18 protein-coding genes and 1 other annotated feature are annotated in these 20,663 nt (G+C 46.3%); all 18 genes read left to right on the top strand.

Translation table 11 applies throughout. From position 1 onward, the window contains the following. Positions 1–153: 153 nt before the first annotated feature. The 18 genes from GKG41_RS11050 to GKG41_RS10970 all read left to right on the top strand — a co-directional run bounded on the left by GKG41_RS11050 (position 154) and on the right by GKG41_RS10970 (position 20,537). Complete coding sequence (locus GKG41_RS11050; protein WP_154258597.1) at positions 154–771, top strand: RNA polymerase sigma factor; 618 nt, start codon at positions 154–156, stop codon at positions 769–771. Then, the gene (locus GKG41_RS11045; RefSeq protein WP_154258596.1) at positions 683–2,038 is read left to right on the top strand and encodes a DUF4367 domain-containing protein; all 1,356 of its coding nucleotides are present in this window, start codon (positions 683–685) and stop codon (positions 2,036–2,038) included. The genes GKG41_RS11050 and GKG41_RS11045 overlap by 89 nt, the downstream gene beginning before the upstream one ends. A gap of 118 nt (positions 2,039–2,156) precedes the next feature. After that, positions 2,157–2,407 (top strand) — a binding site (T-box leader). A 62-nt stretch (positions 2,408–2,469) separates the two neighbouring features. Next, complete coding sequence (gene trpE / locus GKG41_RS11040; protein ID WP_154258593.1) at positions 2,470–3,930, top strand: anthranilate synthase component I; 1,461 nt, start codon at positions 2,470–2,472, stop codon at positions 3,928–3,930. Beyond that, a complete protein-coding gene (locus tag GKG41_RS23510; protein WP_243141027.1) occupies positions 3,930–4,499 on the top strand; it encodes an aminodeoxychorismate/anthranilate synthase component II in 570 nt (189 codons plus the stop codon). Before trpE ends, GKG41_RS23510 begins: the two co-directional genes overlap by 1 nt. A 27-nt stretch (positions 4,500–4,526) precedes the next feature. Beyond that, positions 4,527–5,546: an anthranilate phosphoribosyltransferase gene (trpD, locus tag GKG41_RS23505; protein ID WP_243141026.1), complete on the top strand. Its 1,020-nt coding sequence runs from the start codon at positions 4,527–4,529 to the stop codon at positions 5,544–5,546. Then, entirely contained in the window at positions 5,543–6,322 is a 780-nt protein-coding gene (trpC, locus tag GKG41_RS11030) for an indole-3-glycerol phosphate synthase TrpC (RefSeq protein WP_154258591.1), read from the top strand. Before trpD ends, trpC begins: the two co-directional genes overlap by 4 nt. 4 nt (positions 6,323–6,326) lie before the next feature. Next, positions 6,327–6,941, top strand: coding sequence for a phosphoribosylanthranilate isomerase (locus GKG41_RS11025; RefSeq protein WP_154258589.1), 615 nt, complete (start codon positions 6,327–6,329; stop codon positions 6,939–6,941). Further along, positions 6,934–8,118: a tryptophan synthase subunit beta gene (gene trpB, locus GKG41_RS11020; RefSeq protein WP_154258587.1), complete on the top strand. Its 1,185-nt coding sequence runs from the start codon at positions 6,934–6,936 to the stop codon at positions 8,116–8,118. Before GKG41_RS11025 ends, trpB begins: the two co-directional genes overlap by 8 nt. Next, on the top strand, positions 8,111–8,896 hold the full coding sequence (gene trpA, locus GKG41_RS11015; RefSeq protein WP_154258585.1) for a tryptophan synthase subunit alpha: 786 nt from the start codon (positions 8,111–8,113) through the stop codon (positions 8,894–8,896). The genes trpB and trpA overlap by 8 nt, the downstream gene beginning before the upstream one ends. A gap of 149 nt (positions 8,897–9,045) precedes the next feature. Continuing rightward, complete coding sequence (locus GKG41_RS11010; RefSeq protein WP_173015591.1) at positions 9,046–9,690, top strand: TetR/AcrR family transcriptional regulator; 645 nt, start codon at positions 9,046–9,048, stop codon at positions 9,688–9,690. A 176-nt stretch (positions 9,691–9,866) separates the two neighbouring features. Continuing rightward, positions 9,867–11,303 carry a carboxyl transferase domain-containing protein gene (locus tag GKG41_RS11005; RefSeq protein WP_154258581.1) on the top strand — a complete coding sequence of 479 codons (1,437 nt, stop codon included), beginning with the start codon at positions 9,867–9,869 and terminating at the stop codon, positions 11,301–11,303. A gap of 14 nt (positions 11,304–11,317) precedes the next feature. Further along, on the top strand, positions 11,318–12,085 hold the full coding sequence (locus GKG41_RS11000; protein WP_226904396.1) for an OadG family transporter subunit: 768 nt from the start codon (positions 11,318–11,320) through the stop codon (positions 12,083–12,085). Positions 12,086–12,103: 18 nt separating this feature from the next. Next, on the top strand, positions 12,104–12,475 hold the full coding sequence (locus GKG41_RS10995; protein WP_154258579.1) for a biotin/lipoyl-binding carrier protein: 372 nt from the start codon (positions 12,104–12,106) through the stop codon (positions 12,473–12,475). A 72-nt stretch (positions 12,476–12,547) separates the two neighbouring features. Beyond that, positions 12,548–13,696: a sodium ion-translocating decarboxylase subunit beta gene (locus tag GKG41_RS10990; protein WP_154258577.1), complete on the top strand. Its 1,149-nt coding sequence runs from the start codon at positions 12,548–12,550 to the stop codon at positions 13,694–13,696. 28 nt (positions 13,697–13,724) lie between these two features. Beyond that, positions 13,725–15,137, top strand: coding sequence for an oxaloacetate decarboxylase subunit alpha (locus GKG41_RS10985; RefSeq protein WP_154258575.1), 1,413 nt, complete (start codon positions 13,725–13,727; stop codon positions 15,135–15,137). Positions 15,138–15,559: 422 nt separating this feature from the next. Further along, positions 15,560–15,808: a hypothetical protein gene (locus tag GKG41_RS23500; RefSeq protein ID WP_243141025.1), complete on the top strand. Its 249-nt coding sequence runs from the start codon at positions 15,560–15,562 to the stop codon at positions 15,806–15,808. Between the two features lie 32 nt (positions 15,809–15,840). Then, on the top strand, positions 15,841–16,749 hold the full coding sequence (locus GKG41_RS10975) for a DUF2935 domain-containing protein (protein ID WP_154258573.1): 909 nt from the start codon (positions 15,841–15,843) through the stop codon (positions 16,747–16,749). Further along, the gene (locus GKG41_RS10970; RefSeq protein ID WP_154258570.1) at positions 16,749–20,537 is read left to right on the top strand and encodes a multicopper oxidase domain-containing protein; all 3,789 of its coding nucleotides are present in this window, start codon (positions 16,749–16,751) and stop codon (positions 20,535–20,537) included. The genes GKG41_RS10975 and GKG41_RS10970 overlap by 1 nt, the downstream gene beginning before the upstream one ends. Positions 20,538–20,663: the final 126 nt, after the last annotated feature.

Genomic DNA, 20,663 nt, shown 5'->3' with positions numbered 1-20,663 from the left:
TGAAAAAGCCCGAATACTATGGGATTGTCTCTTCCTTGTATGTAAGGGGGCAAAAATCGATATTAACCGACAGCCCCTTTTGTCAGTAATCAGAAGTCCCATTCGTTATATTAGATAAGAGCGCTCGAAAAAGAAAAAGGGGAGGTGGAATCAATGAGTCTGCGTCTTAAAAATAAGGCAGACCAGAGAGAGATCCTGGAAGACATATACCGGCTCTATGAGCAGGATATGTATAAGATAGCGTATTCTGTTCTGCACCAGGTGCAGCAGGCAGAGGACGCCGTACAGGATGCATTTGTAAAACTGATGAAATATCTGCCCAGGATCGCAGAAGCTGACAGTGTAAAAACCAAAAGGCTGGTTATGCGGATACTGAGAACAACGGCTATTGATCAATACAGAAAAAATCACAGAGACAGCGAGATGTGTACCGTGGAGGATGCACTTTCCCAGGAGAAGGTAATATCCATAGATATCGGGCAGCAGGCTGTGGACAGGGATTTTCTAAGCAGGGTTCTCTATGAGCTGCAGCCAATCTATCTGGAAGTGGTTAAATTTCGCTGCTACTTTGGATTCAGCAACCGGGAAACGGCACGAATACTCAATGTATCAGAGGATGTAGTATCCAAGAGAATGGAGCGTGCCAGGAAATTAATAGAAAAACGGATGGGAGATGAAATAAATGAGTCAGAAACCCAATATGGAGCAATTATTGAAGAATCTGGGGGAAGAGTATCTGAGAGAACAGCTTCAGCAGGAAGAAGATCATGAATTCTCGCAGGAATATCAGAAAAAGAAAGAGAACCTTTTGGCAGCAGCCGGGGGGAAAACCAGGAGAAGATGGAGCAAAACAGCAGCAGCCTGCGCCTGTGCGGTGCTGGTACTGAGTGTATCGCTGAGCGTATATGCGGCCATTTCCATCTATCACGCCAGTGTGGATGTGGATAAGGACAAGGGAGAGGCTAATATTCATCTGGAGCGGACAGACAATACATATGTTCCACCCATAAAAATTTATGCAGATTACTTGCCCCAGGGGTATAAAGAGTGGGATGAAAATAAATATTCTCTGAATGGGGAGTACGGGGGAACGGGCATAACCATTGCGTCGGCAAACTGGCAGAGTGATATGACTGTGGCAGGGGCAAGCGAGGCAGAGGATACTACGATTAACGGTGTCAAGGCAACTGTGTTAACTAGAAAAGGGTCCGAATACAGCCATATAATTTATCTTTTCTATGAAGAGACGGGGAACGTCATTGAGATTATGGCTTCCGATGAAATCCCTCTGGAGGAAGTGATTAAAGTAGCCGAAAATGTCCGTTATGAGGTTGTCCAGGATGAGGACAAAACATATCAGGCTTTTCAGAACCCCGTACAGGAAGATCAGGAAGTACTGGAGGAACAGATAAAATTCGGACAGGATGACATCATACGTGTGGGAGATACTCTTCCATACGTTAACTTAAAGGAGACGAGTGACGGCTCAATTGCTGCAGACGAGAGCCTGAAATACACGGTGAAAAATGCAGAGGTTCTCGACAAAGTGCCCGCAGACTCCATGGATTCCCGATTTTTCAGTGATCCCCAGGCGGCTGAGGAGTATATCAGCGAAGACGGAACCCTTCTTCCCTATCAGAGGACAGAGGTGGTCTGGGAGGATAATGAGACGAAAACCAAGGATCTGGGCACTGTGAATATGAAATATCTTCAGGTAACCATGGAGGTGACAAATACTGCAGAAGAACCGATTGAGGATATCGGCCTAAATCCCAGACTGTATCAGTATGGCAGAGAGGATAGTGATACTTATCGGATTTTATCTCAGGATATGTATGGTATACAGCCGGATCAGATGCCCTTCTATTTCGATCAGTCCAGCTATCTGCAGGAACGAAAACATTTTTATTATATGAACTTTGCGCCTTCTGAGACAAAGACAATACACCTTGGCTTTGCAATCGCAGAAGACAGACTTCAGGATTCCTGTCTGGTTTTCCAGGAAAATTCTGAATTTACCAAATATCTTTTCTGGTAAGCACCAAACGGCATCCCGGTTAGCAGGATACCGTTTGCAAATTTTCATTATTAAAAAAACGGTTGACAAACCCAGAAAAATTACATATACTGTATTACATTAAAGAACTAATTCAAAGAACAAACCAATGAGCAAGAGTAGTAGATAAGAATATTTATTTCCAGAGAGCTGCTGATGGTGGGATAGCGGCAATAACAGTTTTTATTGAATGGACTTGCGAGGGCGGCTTGAAATCTTCCCGGGAAGAGAGTAGACACCGACGGGAGCCTTATCCGTTATCAACAAGGCATGTATGTCAGTGCATGATAGAGTGGCCGATTCGTGATCGGCAATTTGGGTGGTACCGCAGAGTTTGCCTCTGTCCCTTCGTTTCTGAAGGGACAGAGGCTTTTTTGATCTTTGGATATCTTATCAAAAAGGAGGAACACATTATGATGCAGCCAAGCTGTGAAGAAATACTAGAATTGGCAAAAGACTACCAGGTAATTCCTGTGTGCAGGGAAATCTATGCAGATGTAATTACGCCAATCACACTACTTAGAAAACTGGCAAATATCAGCGAACGCTTTTTTTTGCTGGAGAGCATAGAGGGCGGTGAAAAATGGGGCAGATACTCCTTTTTGGGATATAATCCCGTGATGCGTGTCTCCTGTAAAAACGGTGAGGTTGTAAAGGAGCAGGGCGGGGAGAAAGAGGTGATTCCCACAGAGCATCCGCTGGAAGTGCTCCGTGAGGTGATGAAATCCCACAGAGCTCCCAGGCTGTCCGGGATGCCTCCTTTTGCAGGGGGATTTGTAGGATACTTCGCGTATTCCATGATGGGGTATGCAGAGCCGGTCCTGAATATTAAAAAGGGCAGTTTTAATGATTACGATATGATGCTTTTTGATAAGGTGATCGCCTACGACCACCTGAAACAGAAAATCTGCATTGTTGTGAATATGAAAACAGACAAGGTGATGGAAAACTATGGGAAGGCAATGGCGGATATAGAAAATATCATTAGCTTAATCCGCAATGGGGCGGTGGGAGAACAGGCAGCCCCAAAAGAAAAGATAGAGTTTTCCTGCAATGTAAGCAAAGAGGAATACTGCCGGATTGTGGAGAAGACCAAGGAGCATATTGTGGACGGGGATATCTTTCAGGCAGTGATCTCCAGACAGTTCACAAGCCCCTATGAGGGCAGCCTGATACTTCCCTACCGGGTGCTCAGAACCACCAATCCTTCTCCTTATATGGTTTATTTTCATATTGACGGCGAAGAGATTATGAGTTCCTCTCCGGAGACTTTAGTCAGACTGGAAAATGGGAGACTGACGACATTCCCTGTGGCCGGTTCCCGCCCCAGAGGAGAGACGGAAGAAGAGGACAGAAATTTGGAGGAAGAGCTTCTGGGAGATGAGAAGGAACTGGCAGAGCATAATATGCTGGTGGACCTGGGAAGAAATGACTTAGGCAGAATCTCTAAGTTTGACACAGTAGAAGTGACACAGTATAAGATGATTCACAAGTATTCAAAAATCATGCACATATGTTCTCAGGTAGAAGGGGAGATACGCAGGGAATGCGACGGGTTAAGCGCCATAGAGGCAGTACTGCCTGCAGGAACACTCTCCGGAGCTCCCAAGATCAGGGCCTGCCAGATAATTGAAGAGCTGGAGAGCGAACCCAGAGGTATTTACGGAGGAGCATTGGGATATCTGGATTTTACAGGCAATCTGGATACCTGCATCGCCATACGGATGGCAGTAAAAAAGGATGGAAAAGTATACGTGCAGGCAGGCGGCGGCATTGTAGCCGACAGTGTTCCGGAAAAAGAGTATGAGGAATCTGCCAATAAAGCGGCGGCAGTGATGAACGCAATAATACATGCAGGGGAGGTGCTGGAATAATGGTATTGCTGATAGATAACTATGATAGTTTTTCTTATAATCTGGTACAGATGGCAGGGAGTATCTGCCCTCATATTAAGGTCATCCGCAATGATGCTATGACAGTGGAAGAGATTGAAGCCCTGCACCCGTCCCATATTATACTTTCTCCTGGACCAGGGTACCCCGCAGATGCGGGGGTATGTGAAGAGATAGTAAAAAAGCTGCAGGGAAAGATTCCCATTCTGGGGGTGTGTCTGGGCCATCAGGGAATATGCGAAGCCTATGGAGCTGCTATCGGCCATGCAAAAGAACTGATGCACGGCAAACAGAGCAGAATTACAATAGATACCGAAAGCTATTTGTTCCGGGGCCTGGATAGAGAGACAGCGGTAGCCAGATATCACTCTCTGGTGGCTGTCCCCGACACTATGCCGGACTGTTTGAGAGTAATCGGTAAGTCAGAAAATGGAGAGATTATGGCAGTACAGCACCAGAAGTATCTGGTGTATGGAGTACAGTTTCATCCGGAGTCCATACTGACTCCCGACGGGCGGAAAATAATAGAGAATTTCTTAAATTTAGAATAAAACAATGACAAACAGGAGGACGATAACATGATCAAAGAGGCAATTCATAAAGTATTAAATGGTTCAGACTTAACATATGAAGAGGCAAAGGGTGTTATGGAAGAGATGATGGACGGTACAGCCACTCAGGCCCAGATGGGGGGATTTTTAACCGCACTGCGCATGCAGGGGGAGACCATAGACGAAATAACAGCATTTGCAACTGTGATGCGTGAAAAGGGAATTAAACTAAAACCAGAGAGAGAAGTCATAGATATTGTGGGGACAGGAGGTGATGAGGCCGGAACCTTCAATATATCAACAACCTCTGCCTTTGTTGTCGCAGCCGGAGGCGTTCCTGTGGCCAAACACGGCAACCGCAGCGTATCCAGCAAAAGCGGGGCAGCAGACGTCCTGGAGCATCTCGGCGCTGAGGTGGCATTGTCCCCGGAGCAAAATGAAAGGGTTCTGAAACAGACGAATATGTGTTTTATGTTCGCGCAGACTTATCATTCATCTATGAAATATGCAGCGCCGGTGAGGAAAGAGCTGGGGGCACGGACAGTATTTAATATTCTTGGTCCCCTCTCAAACCCGGCGGCGGCAACTATGCAGCTGCTGGGGGTGTATGACAGAAAACTGGCAGAACCCCTGGCACAGGTGCTGTCGAATCTGGGAGTGACCAGAGGAGTGGTTGTATGCGGGGATGACGGTTTGGATGAGATTACTCTGACCGGCGAGACTACGGTGTATGAGATTCGGTTCGGGGAAATAACCTCCTACAATATCGCACCGGAACAATTTGGTCTGAAACGGTGTGAACTTTCTCAGCTGGTAGGCGGCAGTCCAAAAGAGAATGCACGGATTACCAGGGACATTCTGGAGGGGATTGAGCGGGGGCCAAAGAGAGATGTAATCCTTATGAATGCCGGTATGAGCCTGTATCTGGGGATTGATGATATTAGCCTTAAGGAGGGAATTGCCATGGCCGCAGACCTGATAGATCAAAAGAAAGCCCTGGCAAAATTAGACGAATTTGTTGCTGCCACGAAAGAGGTGAAGGGATGATACTGGAAGAGATTGCAGCCTATGCTGTCCAGAGGGTACAAAAAGCAAAAGAAAGGCTCCCGTACCCTGCCATCCGGGAAGAGGCCCTGAAAAAGGGGAGAGATACAGGGTTTCCTGCAGAACAGATATTGGGGGAAGAAGGCATGCACTTTATCTGTGAGGTGAAAAAAGCATCCCCCTCAAAGGGAGTCATTGCAGAGAAATTTCCTTATCTTGAGATCGCGGGGGAATACGAGAGGGCAGGCGCAGCTGTAATCTCCTGCCTTACAGAGCCGAAATATTTTCTGGGAAGTGACAAGTATCTGAAGGAGATCGCAGAGAGCGTTAACATTCCTGTGCTCAGAAAGGATTTCATAGTGGACCCTTATCAGATTTATGAGGCAAAGGTTTTGGGGGCTTCCATGGTGCTTCTCATCTGTGCCCTCCTGGATACAGAGACTATTGCGGAGTATATATCCGTGTGTGATATCCTTGGACTCTCTGCGCTGGTGGAGGTTCACGACGAGAAGGAAATGGAATCCGCACTGAAGGCGAACGCCAGAATTATCGGTGTAAATAACAGAAACTTAAAGGATTTTACCGTAGATATCAATAATAGTATACGTCTGCGTTCTATGGCGCCTGCCGACAAAATTTTTGTGGCTGAGAGCGGCATAAAAACCCCTGAGGATATTCAGGCACTTCGCAGCGCAAAGGTGAACGGTGTACTAATAGGAGAAACTTTAATGAGAAGCAGAGATAAGAAGCAGATGCTCAGAACACTCCAGGGGATGTGAGAGAATGACGAAAATTAAGATATGCGGAATGCGCAGAAAAGAAGATATTCTAATGGCAAACACATGCAGGCCTGACTATGTGGGGTTCGTGTTTGCCAAAAGTCCCAGGCAGCTGGGAATTGATGGAGCTCTGGAACTGAAAAAGGCTTTGGATCCTGAGATTCAGGCAGTGGGGGTGTTTGTAAATGAATATCCGGAAGTGATAGAGACTCTCTGTGAGAGCCATATTATAGATATGGTGCAGCTCCACGGAGATGAGAGTGCAGAATATATACAGAGGCTGAAAGAAAAGGTTGAGGTTCCGGTAATCAAGGCATTGAGAGTCAGAGACAGACAACAGATACGAAAGGGGGCTGAGCTTCCCTGTGACTATCTCCTTTTGGACACCTATACGAAAGGAATGTACGGGGGAAGCGGAAAAACATTTGACTGGCATCTGATCCCCCCTATAGGCAAACCGTTTTTTCTGGCCGGAGGACTAAAGGAGAGCAATGCAGGAGAGGCCATAGCGGCGGCTTCCCCCTATGCCGTAGATGTAAGCAGTGCAGTGGAAACCGATGGATACAAAGATTTTGAAAAAGTAAAGAGATTTATAGAAAGGGTAAGAGCATATGAGTGAAGGAAGATACGGGGAATACGGAGGTCAGTATATCCCTGAGACATTAATGAATGCAGTCCATGAGCTGGAGGAGGCTTATAACACATATAAAGAGGATCCGGACTTTGTGGCTGAGCTGGATGATTTATACAGAAATTACGCGGGGAGGCCTTCCCGTCTGTACTATGCAGAGAAAATGACAAAGGATCTTGGGGGCGCCAAGATTTATCTGAAAAGAGAGGACCTGAATCATACCGGATCCCATAAAATCAATAATGTCTTAGGACAGGTGCTCCTGGCTAAAAAGATGGGAAAGACAAGAGTTATTGCAGAGACAGGCGCCGGACAGCACGGTGTGGCCACAGCCACGGCAGCTGCCCTCATGGGCATGGAATGTGAAGTGTTTATGGGAAAAGAGGACACGGACCGACAGGCGTTGAATGTGTACCGGATGGAGCTTTTGGGGGCTAAGGTTCACGCAGTGACCAGCGGAACCATGACCCTGAAGGATGCCGTGAATGAAACCATGAGAGAGTGGACCCGAAGGATGGACGATACCCTCTACGTTCTCGGTTCTGTAATGGGCCCCCATCCATTCCCCATGATAGTAAGGGATTTTCAGAAAGTCATTGGGAAAGAAATCAAAGAGCAGATTGCAGGGAGGGAAGGGAGGCTGCCGGATGCAGTCATTGCCTGTGTTGGCGGAGGAAGCAACGCTATGGGTGCGTTTTATGAATTTATTCCTCACAAAGAGGTGCAGCTAATTGGGTGCGAGGCTGCCGGTCTGGGAGTGGATACTTCAAAGCATGCGGCTACGATTGCTAAGGGAAGCGAAGGGATTTTCCATGGAATGAAATCCCTGTTCTGCCAGGACGAATACGGTCAGATTGCTCCGGTTTATTCTATTTCCGCAGGCCTGGATTACCCTGGCATCGGGCCGGAGCACGCCCATCTGGCCAGCACCGGAAGGGCCAGGTATGTACCGATAACCGACGAAGAGGCAGTGGCTGCCTTTGAATACTTGTCAAGGACCGAAGGAATTATTCCGGCGGTAGAAAGTGCACATGCTGTAGCCTATGCCAGAAAACTGGCACCAACCATGGACAAAGATAAAATCATCGTGATCAATATATCCGGACGGGGAGACAAGGATGTAGCTGCGATTGCAAGATACAGAGGAGTGGAGATCTATGAGTAATATATATAAAGCATTTGAAAATAAAAAAGCATTTATTCCCTTTGTGACAGGGGGAGATCCCAATTTGGACGTGACAGAAAGGCTTTTGGCTGCCATGGAGGAGGCCGGGGCGGATCTGATTGAGATCGGTATTCCCTTTTCCGATCCCATCGCAGAAGGAATTGTGATCCAGGAAGCTAATGAGAGAGCTCTGGCAGCAGGATGTACCACAGACAGACTCTTTGATATGGTGAAAAGGGCCAGGGAAAAGGTTAAGGTTCCTATGGTATTTTTAACCTATATCAATCCTATCTATACTTATGGAAAGGAACGCTTTCTAAAGAGGTGCGTGGAATGCGGGATTGACGGTCTGATTGTACCGGACCTTCCCTTTGAGGAAAAGAATGAGATTGCAGGGGAATGCGAAGCCTTTGGAGTGGATCTGATCTCTCTTGTGGCCCCCACGTCTAATGAGAGAATCCGGATGATTGCAAAGGAAGCGAAAGGCTTTATTTACTGTGTTTCCTCCCTGGGTGTTACCGGCGTCAGAAGTGAGATTAAGACAGATGTGGGGGAGATGACCGCTATGATCAGGGAGGAAACACAGGTTCCCTGTGCCGTCGGATTCGGTATCTCCACGCCGGAACAAGCGGCGAAAATGGCCCGTATTTCAGACGGCGCTATTGTGGGATCTGCCATTGTTAAAATCGTCGCCAAATATGGAGAACATGCTGTGGCACCGGTGGCAGAGTATGTGAAAACGATGAAGGCGGCAGTATCCGGGGAATCCCTGCTGTAACTGCGAATCTCCTGAAACCATTGTCCGCAGAGGCGAAATAACTTAATCTTGACAGAAATTATTTTATTCTCTATAGTTAATTTATACAGAAACATTCTTCTAAAAAGATACGTGATTTCCAGCTGTAAAGGACAGATATGGGTGAAAAAATGGGAGAAAAAAATACAAAAAAAGAGCTGATTCAGAGGACTTATGAGATTATGCAGCAGGAAGGTCTGCAGGGCCTGAGCATCCGGAAAATAACAAGCGGATTGGGGCTGAGCAGTACCACTTTGTATAAGCATTTTGCAGATATGGATCAGTTTATTATGTATGCATCCGTGCGTTTTCTGCAGGATTATATCCGCTGTTTTAAAAACACACTGAACGAAAATATGAATCCGCTGGAGCAGTATTTAACGCTGTGGGACTGCTTTGCAGGGTATGCCTTTGCGTCGATTCCCATCTATGAAATGTTATTTTTCGGCAAGTATAAAGAAAATCTGGGGGATACTATCTTTGAGTACTACCGGATGTTTCCGGAAGATGTGAAAGAATTTGACGGTCTGTCGGACAGTGTGTTTTTCAGCAATGACGTGAAGCAGAGGGATTATATGATGCTCCGGAGGGCAGCCCGGGCAGGGGAGATTACGCCGGAAGCGGCCAGGATATTGAGTGAGATGAATTGTTATCTTTTTCACGGAATGCTCATGGAACACAGGATGGATTACCGGAAACCGGGAGTGGCAAAAGAGGCTTCAGAGAAGTTTTTTAATATGATTCAGGAAATAACTAATAAATATCGTTTAAAATAGCCGGGGTTCTTTAGAAAAAAAGCCAGAAACCCCGGCTTTTTTTGCCCTTTTTTCATTAAAATTTTCACAAAATACATGTTGAAAAAAGTCGTGAAACAAGGTACAATTATACTCGGCAGAAATTGGTTTTACATTGGTAAAATTTTGGTCAATAATAAAAAATGGAGGGCTGAAGAATGAGTAGTACAGCACAAAGCTTAGCAAGTCAAAGAATTAATTCTTTACTTGACGAGAACAGTTTTGTTGAAATCGGCGGGCAGATTACAGCTAGAAATACGGATTTCAACTTATCTGAAAAGGAAACACCGTCTGATGGTGTCATTACAGGTTATGGTGTGATCGACGGCAATTTAGTCTATGTTTACAGCCAGGATGCTTCTGTATTAAACGGAACCATCGGTGAAATGCATGCTAAAAAAATCACAAACCTCTATAATCTGGCAATGAAAACAGGAGCACCTGTAATCGGACTGGTAGATTGCGCAGGTTTTCGTCTGGAAGAGGCTACAGACGCATTAAACGGATTCGGCGAAATCTACACCAAGCAGGCTCTGGCATCAGGTGTGATACCTCAGGTTACAGGCATCTTCGGAACTTGCGGAGGCGGTCTTGCCATTGCATCTGCGATGACAGATTTTACATTTATGGAAGAGAAAAAAGGCAGGTTATTTGTAAACTCTCCCAATGCAATTGACGGGAACGAAATTTCTAAATGCGATACATCCAGCGCAAAGTTCCAGAGCGAAGAGACCGGACTGGTAGACGGTGTGGGAAGTGAAGAAGAAATTATTGCACAGATGAGAGCTTTGGTAAGTATGCTTCCAGCCAACAACGAGGATGACATGTCTTACACAGAATGTACAGATGACTTAAACAGGGTTTGTACAGAACTTGCTAATTGTGTGGGTGATACTTCTATTGCTCTTTCCCAGATTGCAGATAATAATGTATTTTTTGAAGTGAAATCCAGCTATGCGAAAGACATGGTAACTGGATTTATCCGCCTGAACGGCGCAACGGTTGGATGTGTTGCCAACAGAACCGAAGTATATGATGCAGAAGGCAATAAGACGGAAGAATTCGACAATGTTCTTTCTGCAAGAGGATGTAAAAAGGCTGCAGAATTTGTAGATTTCTGTGATGCTTTTGATATCCCTGTGTTAACACTTACCAACGCAAAAGGATATAAAGCGACAAAATGTGCCGAAGCGAATATGGCAAAAGCAGCTGCGGCATTAACATATGCATATACAAATGCAACCGTTCCGAAGGTGAATGTAGTGATTGGCGCAGCCTACGGAAGTGCATATCTGACCATGAACAGCAAATCTACCGGAGCAGATATGGTATTTGCATGGCCTACGGCAGAGATCGGTATGATGGATGCAAAACTGGCAGCAAAGATCATGTATGCAGGTGCAGATGCAGCAACGATTAATGAAAAAGCAGCAGAATATGCAACTCTTCAGTCCAGCGCTCAGGCAGCTGCGAAGAGAGGATATGTGGACACAATTATTGAAGCAGAAGACACAAGAAAATATGTGATTGGAGCTTTTGAAATGTTATTCACAAAGAGAGAAGACCGACCAAGCAAGAAACATGGCACGGTTTAGGCGAGGTGAATCATATGAAGCAGACATGGAAAAAAATATTTAGCATTGTTTTGATGGGGGTTCTCTTCGCTGCCCTTACCGCCTGCGGTGGGAAGAAGGATGAGAGCACTGGGCTTGAGGTGAGCGAAGACATTCAAAGTCAGCTGATTCAGTCTGCCCAGTCCGCCGTTGAAGCAATTGTGGTCATGGATGATGAGACTATACAGTCTTATCTGGAATCCGAAGATGCGTTCTCTGTATCTGCTATGGAAGCATGGCAGGGGAGCAGAGATGAACTGGGTGCCTACGTGAGTATGGGAGATGCCGCTCTGGAGACAGATAAAGAAATGATTACGGTTACCATACCTACTAAATTTGAAAAGGAAGAAGCACTTTTTACGATTACATTTGATAAAAAGTATGCTGCTACCTCTATGGGTATTGATATACAGTACACTATGGGAACCAAATTGCAGAGAGCCGGTATGAATACGCTGATGGGAGTCGGCATCGTATTCCTGATGCTGATATTCCTGAGCTTTCTGATTTATCTTTTTAAATTCATACCAGCCATTGCGGATAAGTTTAAAAAGAGTGAGGCTGCTCCCCAGAAAACAGCACCTGCAGCGGAAACAGCACCTGCAGCAGCTCCTGCCCTGGTGCAGGAAGAAGAGCTTGTGGATGACGGAGAGCTGGTAGCAGTAATTGCAGCGGCGATCGCAGCATCTGAGAATACTTCCACTGACAGTTTTGTAGTAAGATCTATCAGAAAATCAAATAAAAGAAATTGGCAGAGAGCTTAATCAATAGGAGGAAAAATCATGAAAAACTATACAATTACAGTGAATGGAACTGCATATGATGTAACCGTAGAAGAAGGTACCGGCAGCGCACCGGCAGCACCAGCGGCAGCGCCGAAAGCTGCTCCTAAGGCAGCACCGGCGGCAGCTCCTAAAAAGGCAGCGGCAGGGACAGCAGGTGCTGTTGAAGTAAAGGCTTCCGTGCCGGGTAAAGTATTTAAAGTAGAAGCTTCTGCAGGACAGGCTGTGAAGGCCGGCGATGCGATTATTATTCTGGAAGCCATGAAAATGGAGATTCCGGTTGTAGCACCTCAGGACGGAACCATTGCAAGTATTGATGTATCTGTAGGCGACGCCATTGAGTCTGGTGACATCTTAGCATCAATGAACTAGAATTTGCATTCTGTGTAAATTCCCTGCGGCAGGTATCTGCCTGCCTGAAAACTTACAATGGGAGGTAAAAAAATGTCTTATGTAACAGAAACACTGTCTAACCTGCTTCATCAGACTGCTTTCTTTAATTTAACATGGGGAAACTATCTGATGATCGCAGTTGCCTGTGTATTCTTATTTCTGGCAATAAGAAAAGGTTTTGAACCTTTGCTGCTGGTTCCGATTGCATTTGGTATGCTGCTGGTTAACATTTATCCGGATATTATGCTGAGAGCCGAAGATGCATCAAACGGTGTAGGCGGACTTCTTCACTATTTCTATCTGCTTGACGAGTGGAGTATACTGCCGTCTCTGATTTTTATGGGTGTTGGCGCCATGACCGATTTTGGTCCCCTGATTGCCAACCCTAAAAGCTTCCTTCTGGGTGCCGCAGCGCAGCTGGGTATCTACGGGGCATATTTCTTAGCGATTTTCTTGGGATTCAATGGAAAGGCTGCTGCGGCTATTTCCATTATCGGAGGGGCGGATGGTCCGACATCTATCTTCCTGGCTGGTAAACTGGGACAGACTACTTTGATGGGCCCCATTGCCGTGGCAGCTTATTCCTATATGTCACTGGTACCGATTATTCAGCCGCCGATCATGAAGCTTCTCACCACTGAGAAGGAAAGAAAAATCAAGATGGAACAGCTTCGTCCGGTAACAAAACTGGAAAAAATCCTGTTCCCTATTATTATCACAATCGTTGTTTGTCTGATTCTCCCCACCACAGCTCCTTTGGTAGGTATGCTGATGCTGGGTAACCTGTTCAGAGAATCAGGTGTTGTAAAGCAGTTAACAGAGACCGCATCTAATGCGCTTATGTACATCGTAGTTATCTTACTTGGTACATCCGTAGGTGCATCTACAAGCGCTGAGGCATTCTTGAACCTGGATACACTTAAAATCGTAGTCTTAGGTCTGGTTGCATTCGCTTTGGGTACTGCAGGGGGTGTGCTTCTTGGCAAACTGATGTGCAAATTGTCCGGCGGAAAGATTAATCCGTTGATTGGTTCTGCTGGTGTATCTGCCGTTCCTATGGCAGCCCGTGTGTCTCAGAAAGTAGGAGCTGAGGCAGATCCTACAAACTTCCTGCTGATGCATGCCATGGGACCAAACGTTGCCGGTGTTATCGGTACTGCAGTAGCAGCCGGTACATTCATGGCAATCTTTGGAGTTTAATAGTTAAAATAAGAATGGAGGTAAGAATATGTCAGAAATCGCAAAGAAACCAATCAAAATTACTGAGACTATTCTGCGTGATGCCCATCAGTCTCTGATTGCCACAAGAATGACAACAGAGCAGATGCTTCCAATCGTAGATAAAATGGACCAGGTAGGTTACCATTCCGTAGAGTGCTGGGGAGGTGCAACCTTTGATGCATCCCTGCGTTTCTTAAAAGAAGATCCATGGGACAGACTTCGTAAGTTCCGGGATGGATTTAAAAACACAAAATTACAGATGCTATTCCGGGGACAGAATATTCTGGGATACCGTCCCTACGCCGACGATGTAGTGGAGTATTTCGTTCAGAAATCAGTTTCCAATGGAATTGATATCATCCGTATCTTTGACTGCTTAAATGATCTGCGCAACCTGCAGACAGCTGTCAAAGCTGCAGTGAAAGAGAAAGCCGATGCTCAGGTTGCGCTCTCCTACACACTGGGAGATGCCTATACCCTGGAGTACTGGATTGACATTGCCAAGAAAATCGAAGAGATGGGCGCAACCTCTATCTGTATCAAGGATATGGCTGGCCTGCTTCTTCCTTATAAAGCGACTGAGTTAATCACAGCCTTAAAAGAAAATGTGAGTCTTCCGATTCAGCTTCACACCCATTATACATCCGGTGTGGCATCTATGACCTATTTAAAGGCAGTGGAGGCCGGTGTTGATGTAATTGATACGGCCATGTCTCCATTTGCACTTGGAACCTCCCAGCCTGCCACAGAGGTTATGGTTGAGACATTTAAAGGAACACCATATGATACAGGATTTGATCAGAATCTGCTGGCAGAGATCGCAGACTACTTCCGTCCGATCCGTGACGAGGCTCTGGAAAGCGGCCTTCTGAATCCTAAGAACATGGGAGTGAATATTAAAACCTTATTATACCAGGTACCGGGCGGTATGCTCTCCAACCTGACATCACAGTTAAAAGAGCAGCATGCGGAAGACAAATATTATGATGTTCTGGAAGAAGTACCAAGGGTAAGAAAAGATTTAGGTGAGCCTCCTCTGGTAACGCCGTCTTCTCAGATTGTAGGTACACAGGCAGTATTCAATGTACTTATGGGTGAGCGCTACAAGATGGTTACCAAGGAAACAAAGGCTGTACTTTCCGGAGAATACGGGGCAACAGTAAAGCCCTTTAATCCTGAGGTTCAAAAGAAATGCATCGGAGATAAAGAGCCGATTACCTGCCGTCCAGCAGATCTGATTCCTGATGAGTTAGATACCTTAAGGGGAGAGATGGCACAGTGGTCAGAGCAGGATGAAGACGTTTTAACTTACGCACTGTTCCCACAGGTTGCTGTTGACTTCTTTAAATACAGAGAAGCGCAGAAGACAAAGGTGGATCCTACGGTGGCAGATACAGAGAATAAGGCTTATCCGGTTTAGGATAGGGAGAGAAAAGAGGACCAGGTGTTGGTCCTCTTTTTGGCTTAAATTTTAGACTTCGGCTTAAGGTGCTTCAGGACGGCAGGTGTGGGGAACCTACTTTGACAAGACGAAGCCCAATAGCTACAAGGAATCATGTGCAGTAAATGCGGCAGATGGATGGAGAGAAAGAAACGTGAGGCACCCAGGGTTCAGTGAAAGGCTGAATCAATAGGAGCCTTTAGTACAATTGGGAAAGGAGGAATGTGCAGATGGGTACAGAAAACAGAGAAAGCTGCTCACAAAGAAATAGCGCTAAACGCGAAGGGTATGTGAGAGCGTACCGCTCATTCAACCGGATATGGAAGTAAGGGGACAGTGCAGAACCGGACATTTTAAGCAGGATTCTGAACAAGGACAACCTGAACAGAGCATATAAGAAAGTGAAGGCAAACAAGGGAGCGCCGCGTGTAGATGTGATGACCATTGAAGCGGCTCTGCCATGGCTGAAGGAACACCATTACGAACTGACAGAAAGAATAAGGAAGGGGAAATACACCTTATCTCCTATAAGACAAGTTTTTTCGGGGAGAAAGGGATCAGAAAATGATAGAGATTCTGTCAGAATGATAATGGGCGATTATAGGATTATTAGTTACGGCAAAGTTTGGATGATTGCATATATTATATAGAAATTCTATAAAATAATAAGGTATGCAGGAAAATGAAAAAATATGTAACAACATCACTGGAAACACATTTGTTTTTCACCAGAATCATGAGAGAACATGCACTGTTTCTTTTGACCGCATTCCCGGCAGGGGAAACGGGATATAGAAACAAGGCAGACTGGTTTCGTGCACAGTTTGAAAAAGCGCTGGAGCAGGCAGTCTGGCTTGCCGATGGAATGGTAGGAGAAGAGGTGCTATGTTCAGGGGAAGTGTTCACAGAATTTACAGAAATGGCAGAGCAGCAGACAAGACGACTGACAAAGATTCCAATTGATATTCGGATTACGCAGGCAGAAAAGAAACTGCATGCAGGCTGTGGAATATGTCAGGACAGAAGAATGATACAGCAGGTACGCCGACTGAATCAGAATGTACTGTATCTGCTGAATGGATTGATTGCGTTTAAAGAGAAAATATTGCAAGAGGTCACGGCTTGTAACCTGTACACAGTGAATTATCCGCTTCTGATTGAGCATATCCTCCGGGAGGCAAAATTGTACCATCAGATTCTAACGGAACTGGAAGAGAAAGGATGTATGCCGTCAAAGAATTTAAAAAATGCAGAACTGTTCTGGAACCAGATCATGATGGAACATGCGTTGTTTATTCGGGGGCTGCTTGACCCGACGGAGTGTGAACTTATGAAAACGGCAGATAATTTCGCCGGGGACTACTGCCGCCTGTTGGAAGAAGCGAGTAAACAGGATTGTCGGACGATGGATGAACTGACGAGAAAGACCTTGGAAACAACAAAGCAGTACCGCGATTTTAAGGCGGCAGGTACGGAAGGAATTACAGGCTGTGGGATACGCTCCGTTATACTTCCTCTGCTGGCGGACCATGTGCTTCGGGAAGCAAATCATTATCTTAGAATCCTGAAAACGAAGGGAGGCAATAGGTAATGGAACTGTGCCAATATCCCTGTCAAAACAGGACCCGCTTTTTTACAATAAAAGCAATACAGATTCCGATTGTATATAATCGATATGGGGATTACGATCCCGATGGACTTCTGTATGTACTGGAAAAGGATTCGCAGAGAATACAGGAGGAAGCTGTCCGCAGATTCCATCAGATGCCGCCGCAGCCCTGCGAGGAAGTACAGCCACTGGTGCTTCGCGTGAATCTTGGCGATACGGTGAAAGTACGTTTTCGTAATCCATTGAACCGCAGGTTGTCAATCCATGTACAGGGGCTGGCATATGATGTGGCGAGTTCCGATGGTACCAGTACAGGGTTCAATCAGGACAGCACGACAAACCGTGAAATTGTATACACATGGTATGCTAATGTGGAAGGTGTTTTTCTGTTCCATGATATGGCAGATGCCAGAAGCAGTGAAGAGGCCACGAATATGCATGGACTCTTTGGTGCAGTGATTGTGGAGCCGCCTGGCGCAAAGTGGTTTCATCCACAGACGGGGGAAGAAATAGAAAGTGGATTGATGGCAGACATTTACCAGCCGGGAAAGCCGGCTTTTCGGGAATACTCGGTGTTTTTTCATGACGAACTGGAGATTTTGGATAAGGATGGAAATCCCCCGGTAGACCACAGGACAGGGCTGCCTGCGTCCACGACGGCAATCAGCTACCGCTCGGAACCTATGAGAAACCGGATGCCGCTGACCCATGACCCGGCAGATTCGGGAGAGGAAATCTCTATGAGCTCCTGGGTATACGGGGAACCGGCACCTCCGATTCTCAGGGCATATGTGGGAGACCCGGCGAAAATCCGTCTGATCCATGGAGGAATCAAGGAAACACACGTGTTCCACCTCCATAATCATCAATGGAGGCTGGAACCGGAAAATCCGGTTTCTACGATTATTGACTCGATTACCATAAGTCCCCAGGAATGCTATACGCTGGACATTTTGCATGGGGCAGGAAGCCTAAACCGGGTAATTGGCGATGTGATTTTTCATTGTCATTTGTATCCGCATTTCCATGAAGGCATGTGGACTTTATGGAGAATTCATGACCGGTTGGAAGATGGAAGCGGGAAACTGCCAGATGGGACTCCTGTTCCTGCGCTTCAGCCATTAAAAGACCGGGAACGGCCGCTGAAAAAAGATGAGTGCCATCCGGGATACCCTAATTTTATCTGTGGAGAGGTGGGGATGCCGCCGCGCCAGCCACCCTGCGGAGTATTGGATGCAGAGGGAAATGTTGTGGTATGTCCGACACTACTGGAAGAGGCGAATTTTGTGGAAAATGCAGCTCCGGGCGCATTGTATGCGGATACCTGTCTCTGCTATACGACAGGGGAATGTGACAATTATAAAGAGTGCGAAGATGATAAGAAACGTGCTGTTTGTATAGAATGTGATGCAGATAATGAATGTGCGGATTGCGCAGAGTGCAGTGATTATAAAAAGTGTCTTGCGATAGATACACCGTGTGAGAATGTAAAAGTATTTGAAATCGCGCTTGTACAGGCGAAGCTCACATACAATCAGTATGGCTGGCACGACCCAGAAGGACGTTTTTTCGTTTTAAAAGAAGAGCTGGAGCGCCACGGCGGTCTGGAATCCTATATCTGTAAGGTGGAAGCGCAGAAAATTCAGGTAGAACCGTTGGTAATACGTGCCAATGCAGGAGACTGTATTGAACTGCGTACAACGAACCTGCTGCCTGAATTTCTGGAGGCAAATGCATTTCAGCTCAAGACCAGAACGGATATTGTAGGCCACCATGTGCATTTGGTGAAATTTGATACGATTACTTCCGATGGGGCGGCAAACGGCTGGAATAATATTGCGGGGGCAAGAAAGTACGAAACATTAGTGGAACGATTCTTTGCAGACGAAGAATTACGGACCGTATTTTTCCATGACCATTTGTTTGCCAACGCACATCAGCTGCATGGTGTGTTTGGTGCATTGGTGGTAGAGGAGGCAGGTGCAACCTTCCACAATATACGGAACGGGGAAGAGCTGCGCTATGGAACGCAGGCGGTAATCCGAAGGAGAGACGGCTCATCATTCCGGGAGTTTGCTCTTTTTGTTCATGATTTCGCGTTTCTGTTTGATAAAGACGGAAAACCACTCAATGCCCCGGAGGTTCCTGGCTCTCATGATGACCCGGGAGTGATGGGCATCAATTACCGTGCGGAACCAATGAGGGAGAGACTGAAAAGGGATGGTGACCCAGCCTATATTTTAAGCTCCTTCGTGCATGGAGACCCGGCAACTCCTGTTTTGGAAACGTATCCGGGAGATGAGCTGATGATTCGCCTGATAGATGGGGCGCATGAAGAACAGCATGTATTTAGTGTCACCGGGATGTCATGGAGAAAAGAAGTGGCAGATGACAGATCCCCACTGGCAGCATCACAGACAATCGGAGTTTCAGAGGCTTTCAATTTAAACATCAAAGAACCGTATCAGGCAGGGGATTATCTGTATTATTTTGGCGGGACCGATGATGTATGGCTTGGCCTCTGGGGAATCATCCGTGCTTATGATAAATATCAGGAATGCCTGAAACCGCTATGCAAAGGAAAAGATATGATTCTTCCTCTCCCGCCCTGTCCGGGCAAGGATGATGTGGTTAGACGCTATGAAGTGGCGGCGGTGCAGACAGCGCTGGTCTATAACAGTTATGGAGACCATGACCCGGACGGACTGATTTTTGTCCCTTTGGAGGATGTGGATCTTGTATTGGCCGGAAAATATACTCCAAAGCCTTTAATACTGCGTGCAAATGTGGGAGACTGGCTGGAGGTTATTTTGCATAATGTGTGGGACTCGGACCGTCCGGTGCCTTATTTTGATTATCCGAAAGTACCGCTTGATCTAAAGCATAAGCCGTCGAACAGGGTTTCTCTGAATCCACAGTTTCTGCAATATGACCCTGTCTGCGATTCGGGAATCAACGTGGGCTATAATCCCAAAGAGCAGACCGTTGGACCCGGCGAGTGCAAGCGCTATTTCTGGAAGGCAGACCGGGAATACGGAGCCTGTATTCTGCAGTCATTCGCAGATATGCGGAATCACAGGTATCACGGATTGTTCGGGGCGGTGATTGTAGAGCCTGCAGGGGCAGAATGGTATGAAAACTTTACGAAAAAGAAGAATCCCTTTGCGGAACAGGCGGTGATAACGGCACCGGGAATGGAAAACTTCCGGGAATATGTGTTGTTTATTCAGAATGGAATCCGGCTTTTGGATGCACATGGAAATCTGATTCAGACCGCAGCTGCAGTCAGTGAGGATCCGGTCGACCCGGAAGATACAGGAGAAAAAGGTTACAACTACCGGTCCGAACGGTTTGCAAATCGTCTCTTGAGGGATGCACGGGTATGGAAAGTGTTCAGCAGCAGGGTTCATGGAGACCCGGCAACGCCTGTGTGGAAAGCTTATTCCGGTGACCGCGTGATTTTCCGCACCATGATGCCAGCAGATAAGCCCAGGAATGTTTCACTGACTATCCATGGACATTTATGGAGAGAACAGCCAAAGGATGCCTTGTCCAGGGAGATTCCGCTTCAGGGGGGAATCAGTGTCGGAAACCGGTTTGATATGGAACTAAAGGACGGGGCTGCCTGTCCGGGGGACTATCTGTACCGTTCAGGAAGTTTTGCCTGGGATGTTGAATCAGGCATGTGGGGGATTTTCCGTGTGATGAAACATTCTGTCAAGTGCAGATGCAAAGAAATGTGCGGAAGGATTTTAAAGTGTATAAAGTAAGGACAGCGTGAAAAAGTATAATTAATAATTGAAACGGGTTTAGTTGTTTAGCCAAAACATTGAGCCACCAATAGTGCGAAACAAGATGAAAAGTGTACCACTCACGCCCTCCTCCCTTTACTGTCC

Origin of the sequence: Lactonifactor sp. BIOML-A5 (assembly GCF_009677585.1) — a bacterium.
Taxonomy (GTDB): domain Bacteria; phylum Bacillota; class Clostridia; order Lachnospirales; family Lachnospiraceae; genus Lactonifactor.
This window is presented reverse-complemented; position numbering and strand designations above follow the sequence as displayed.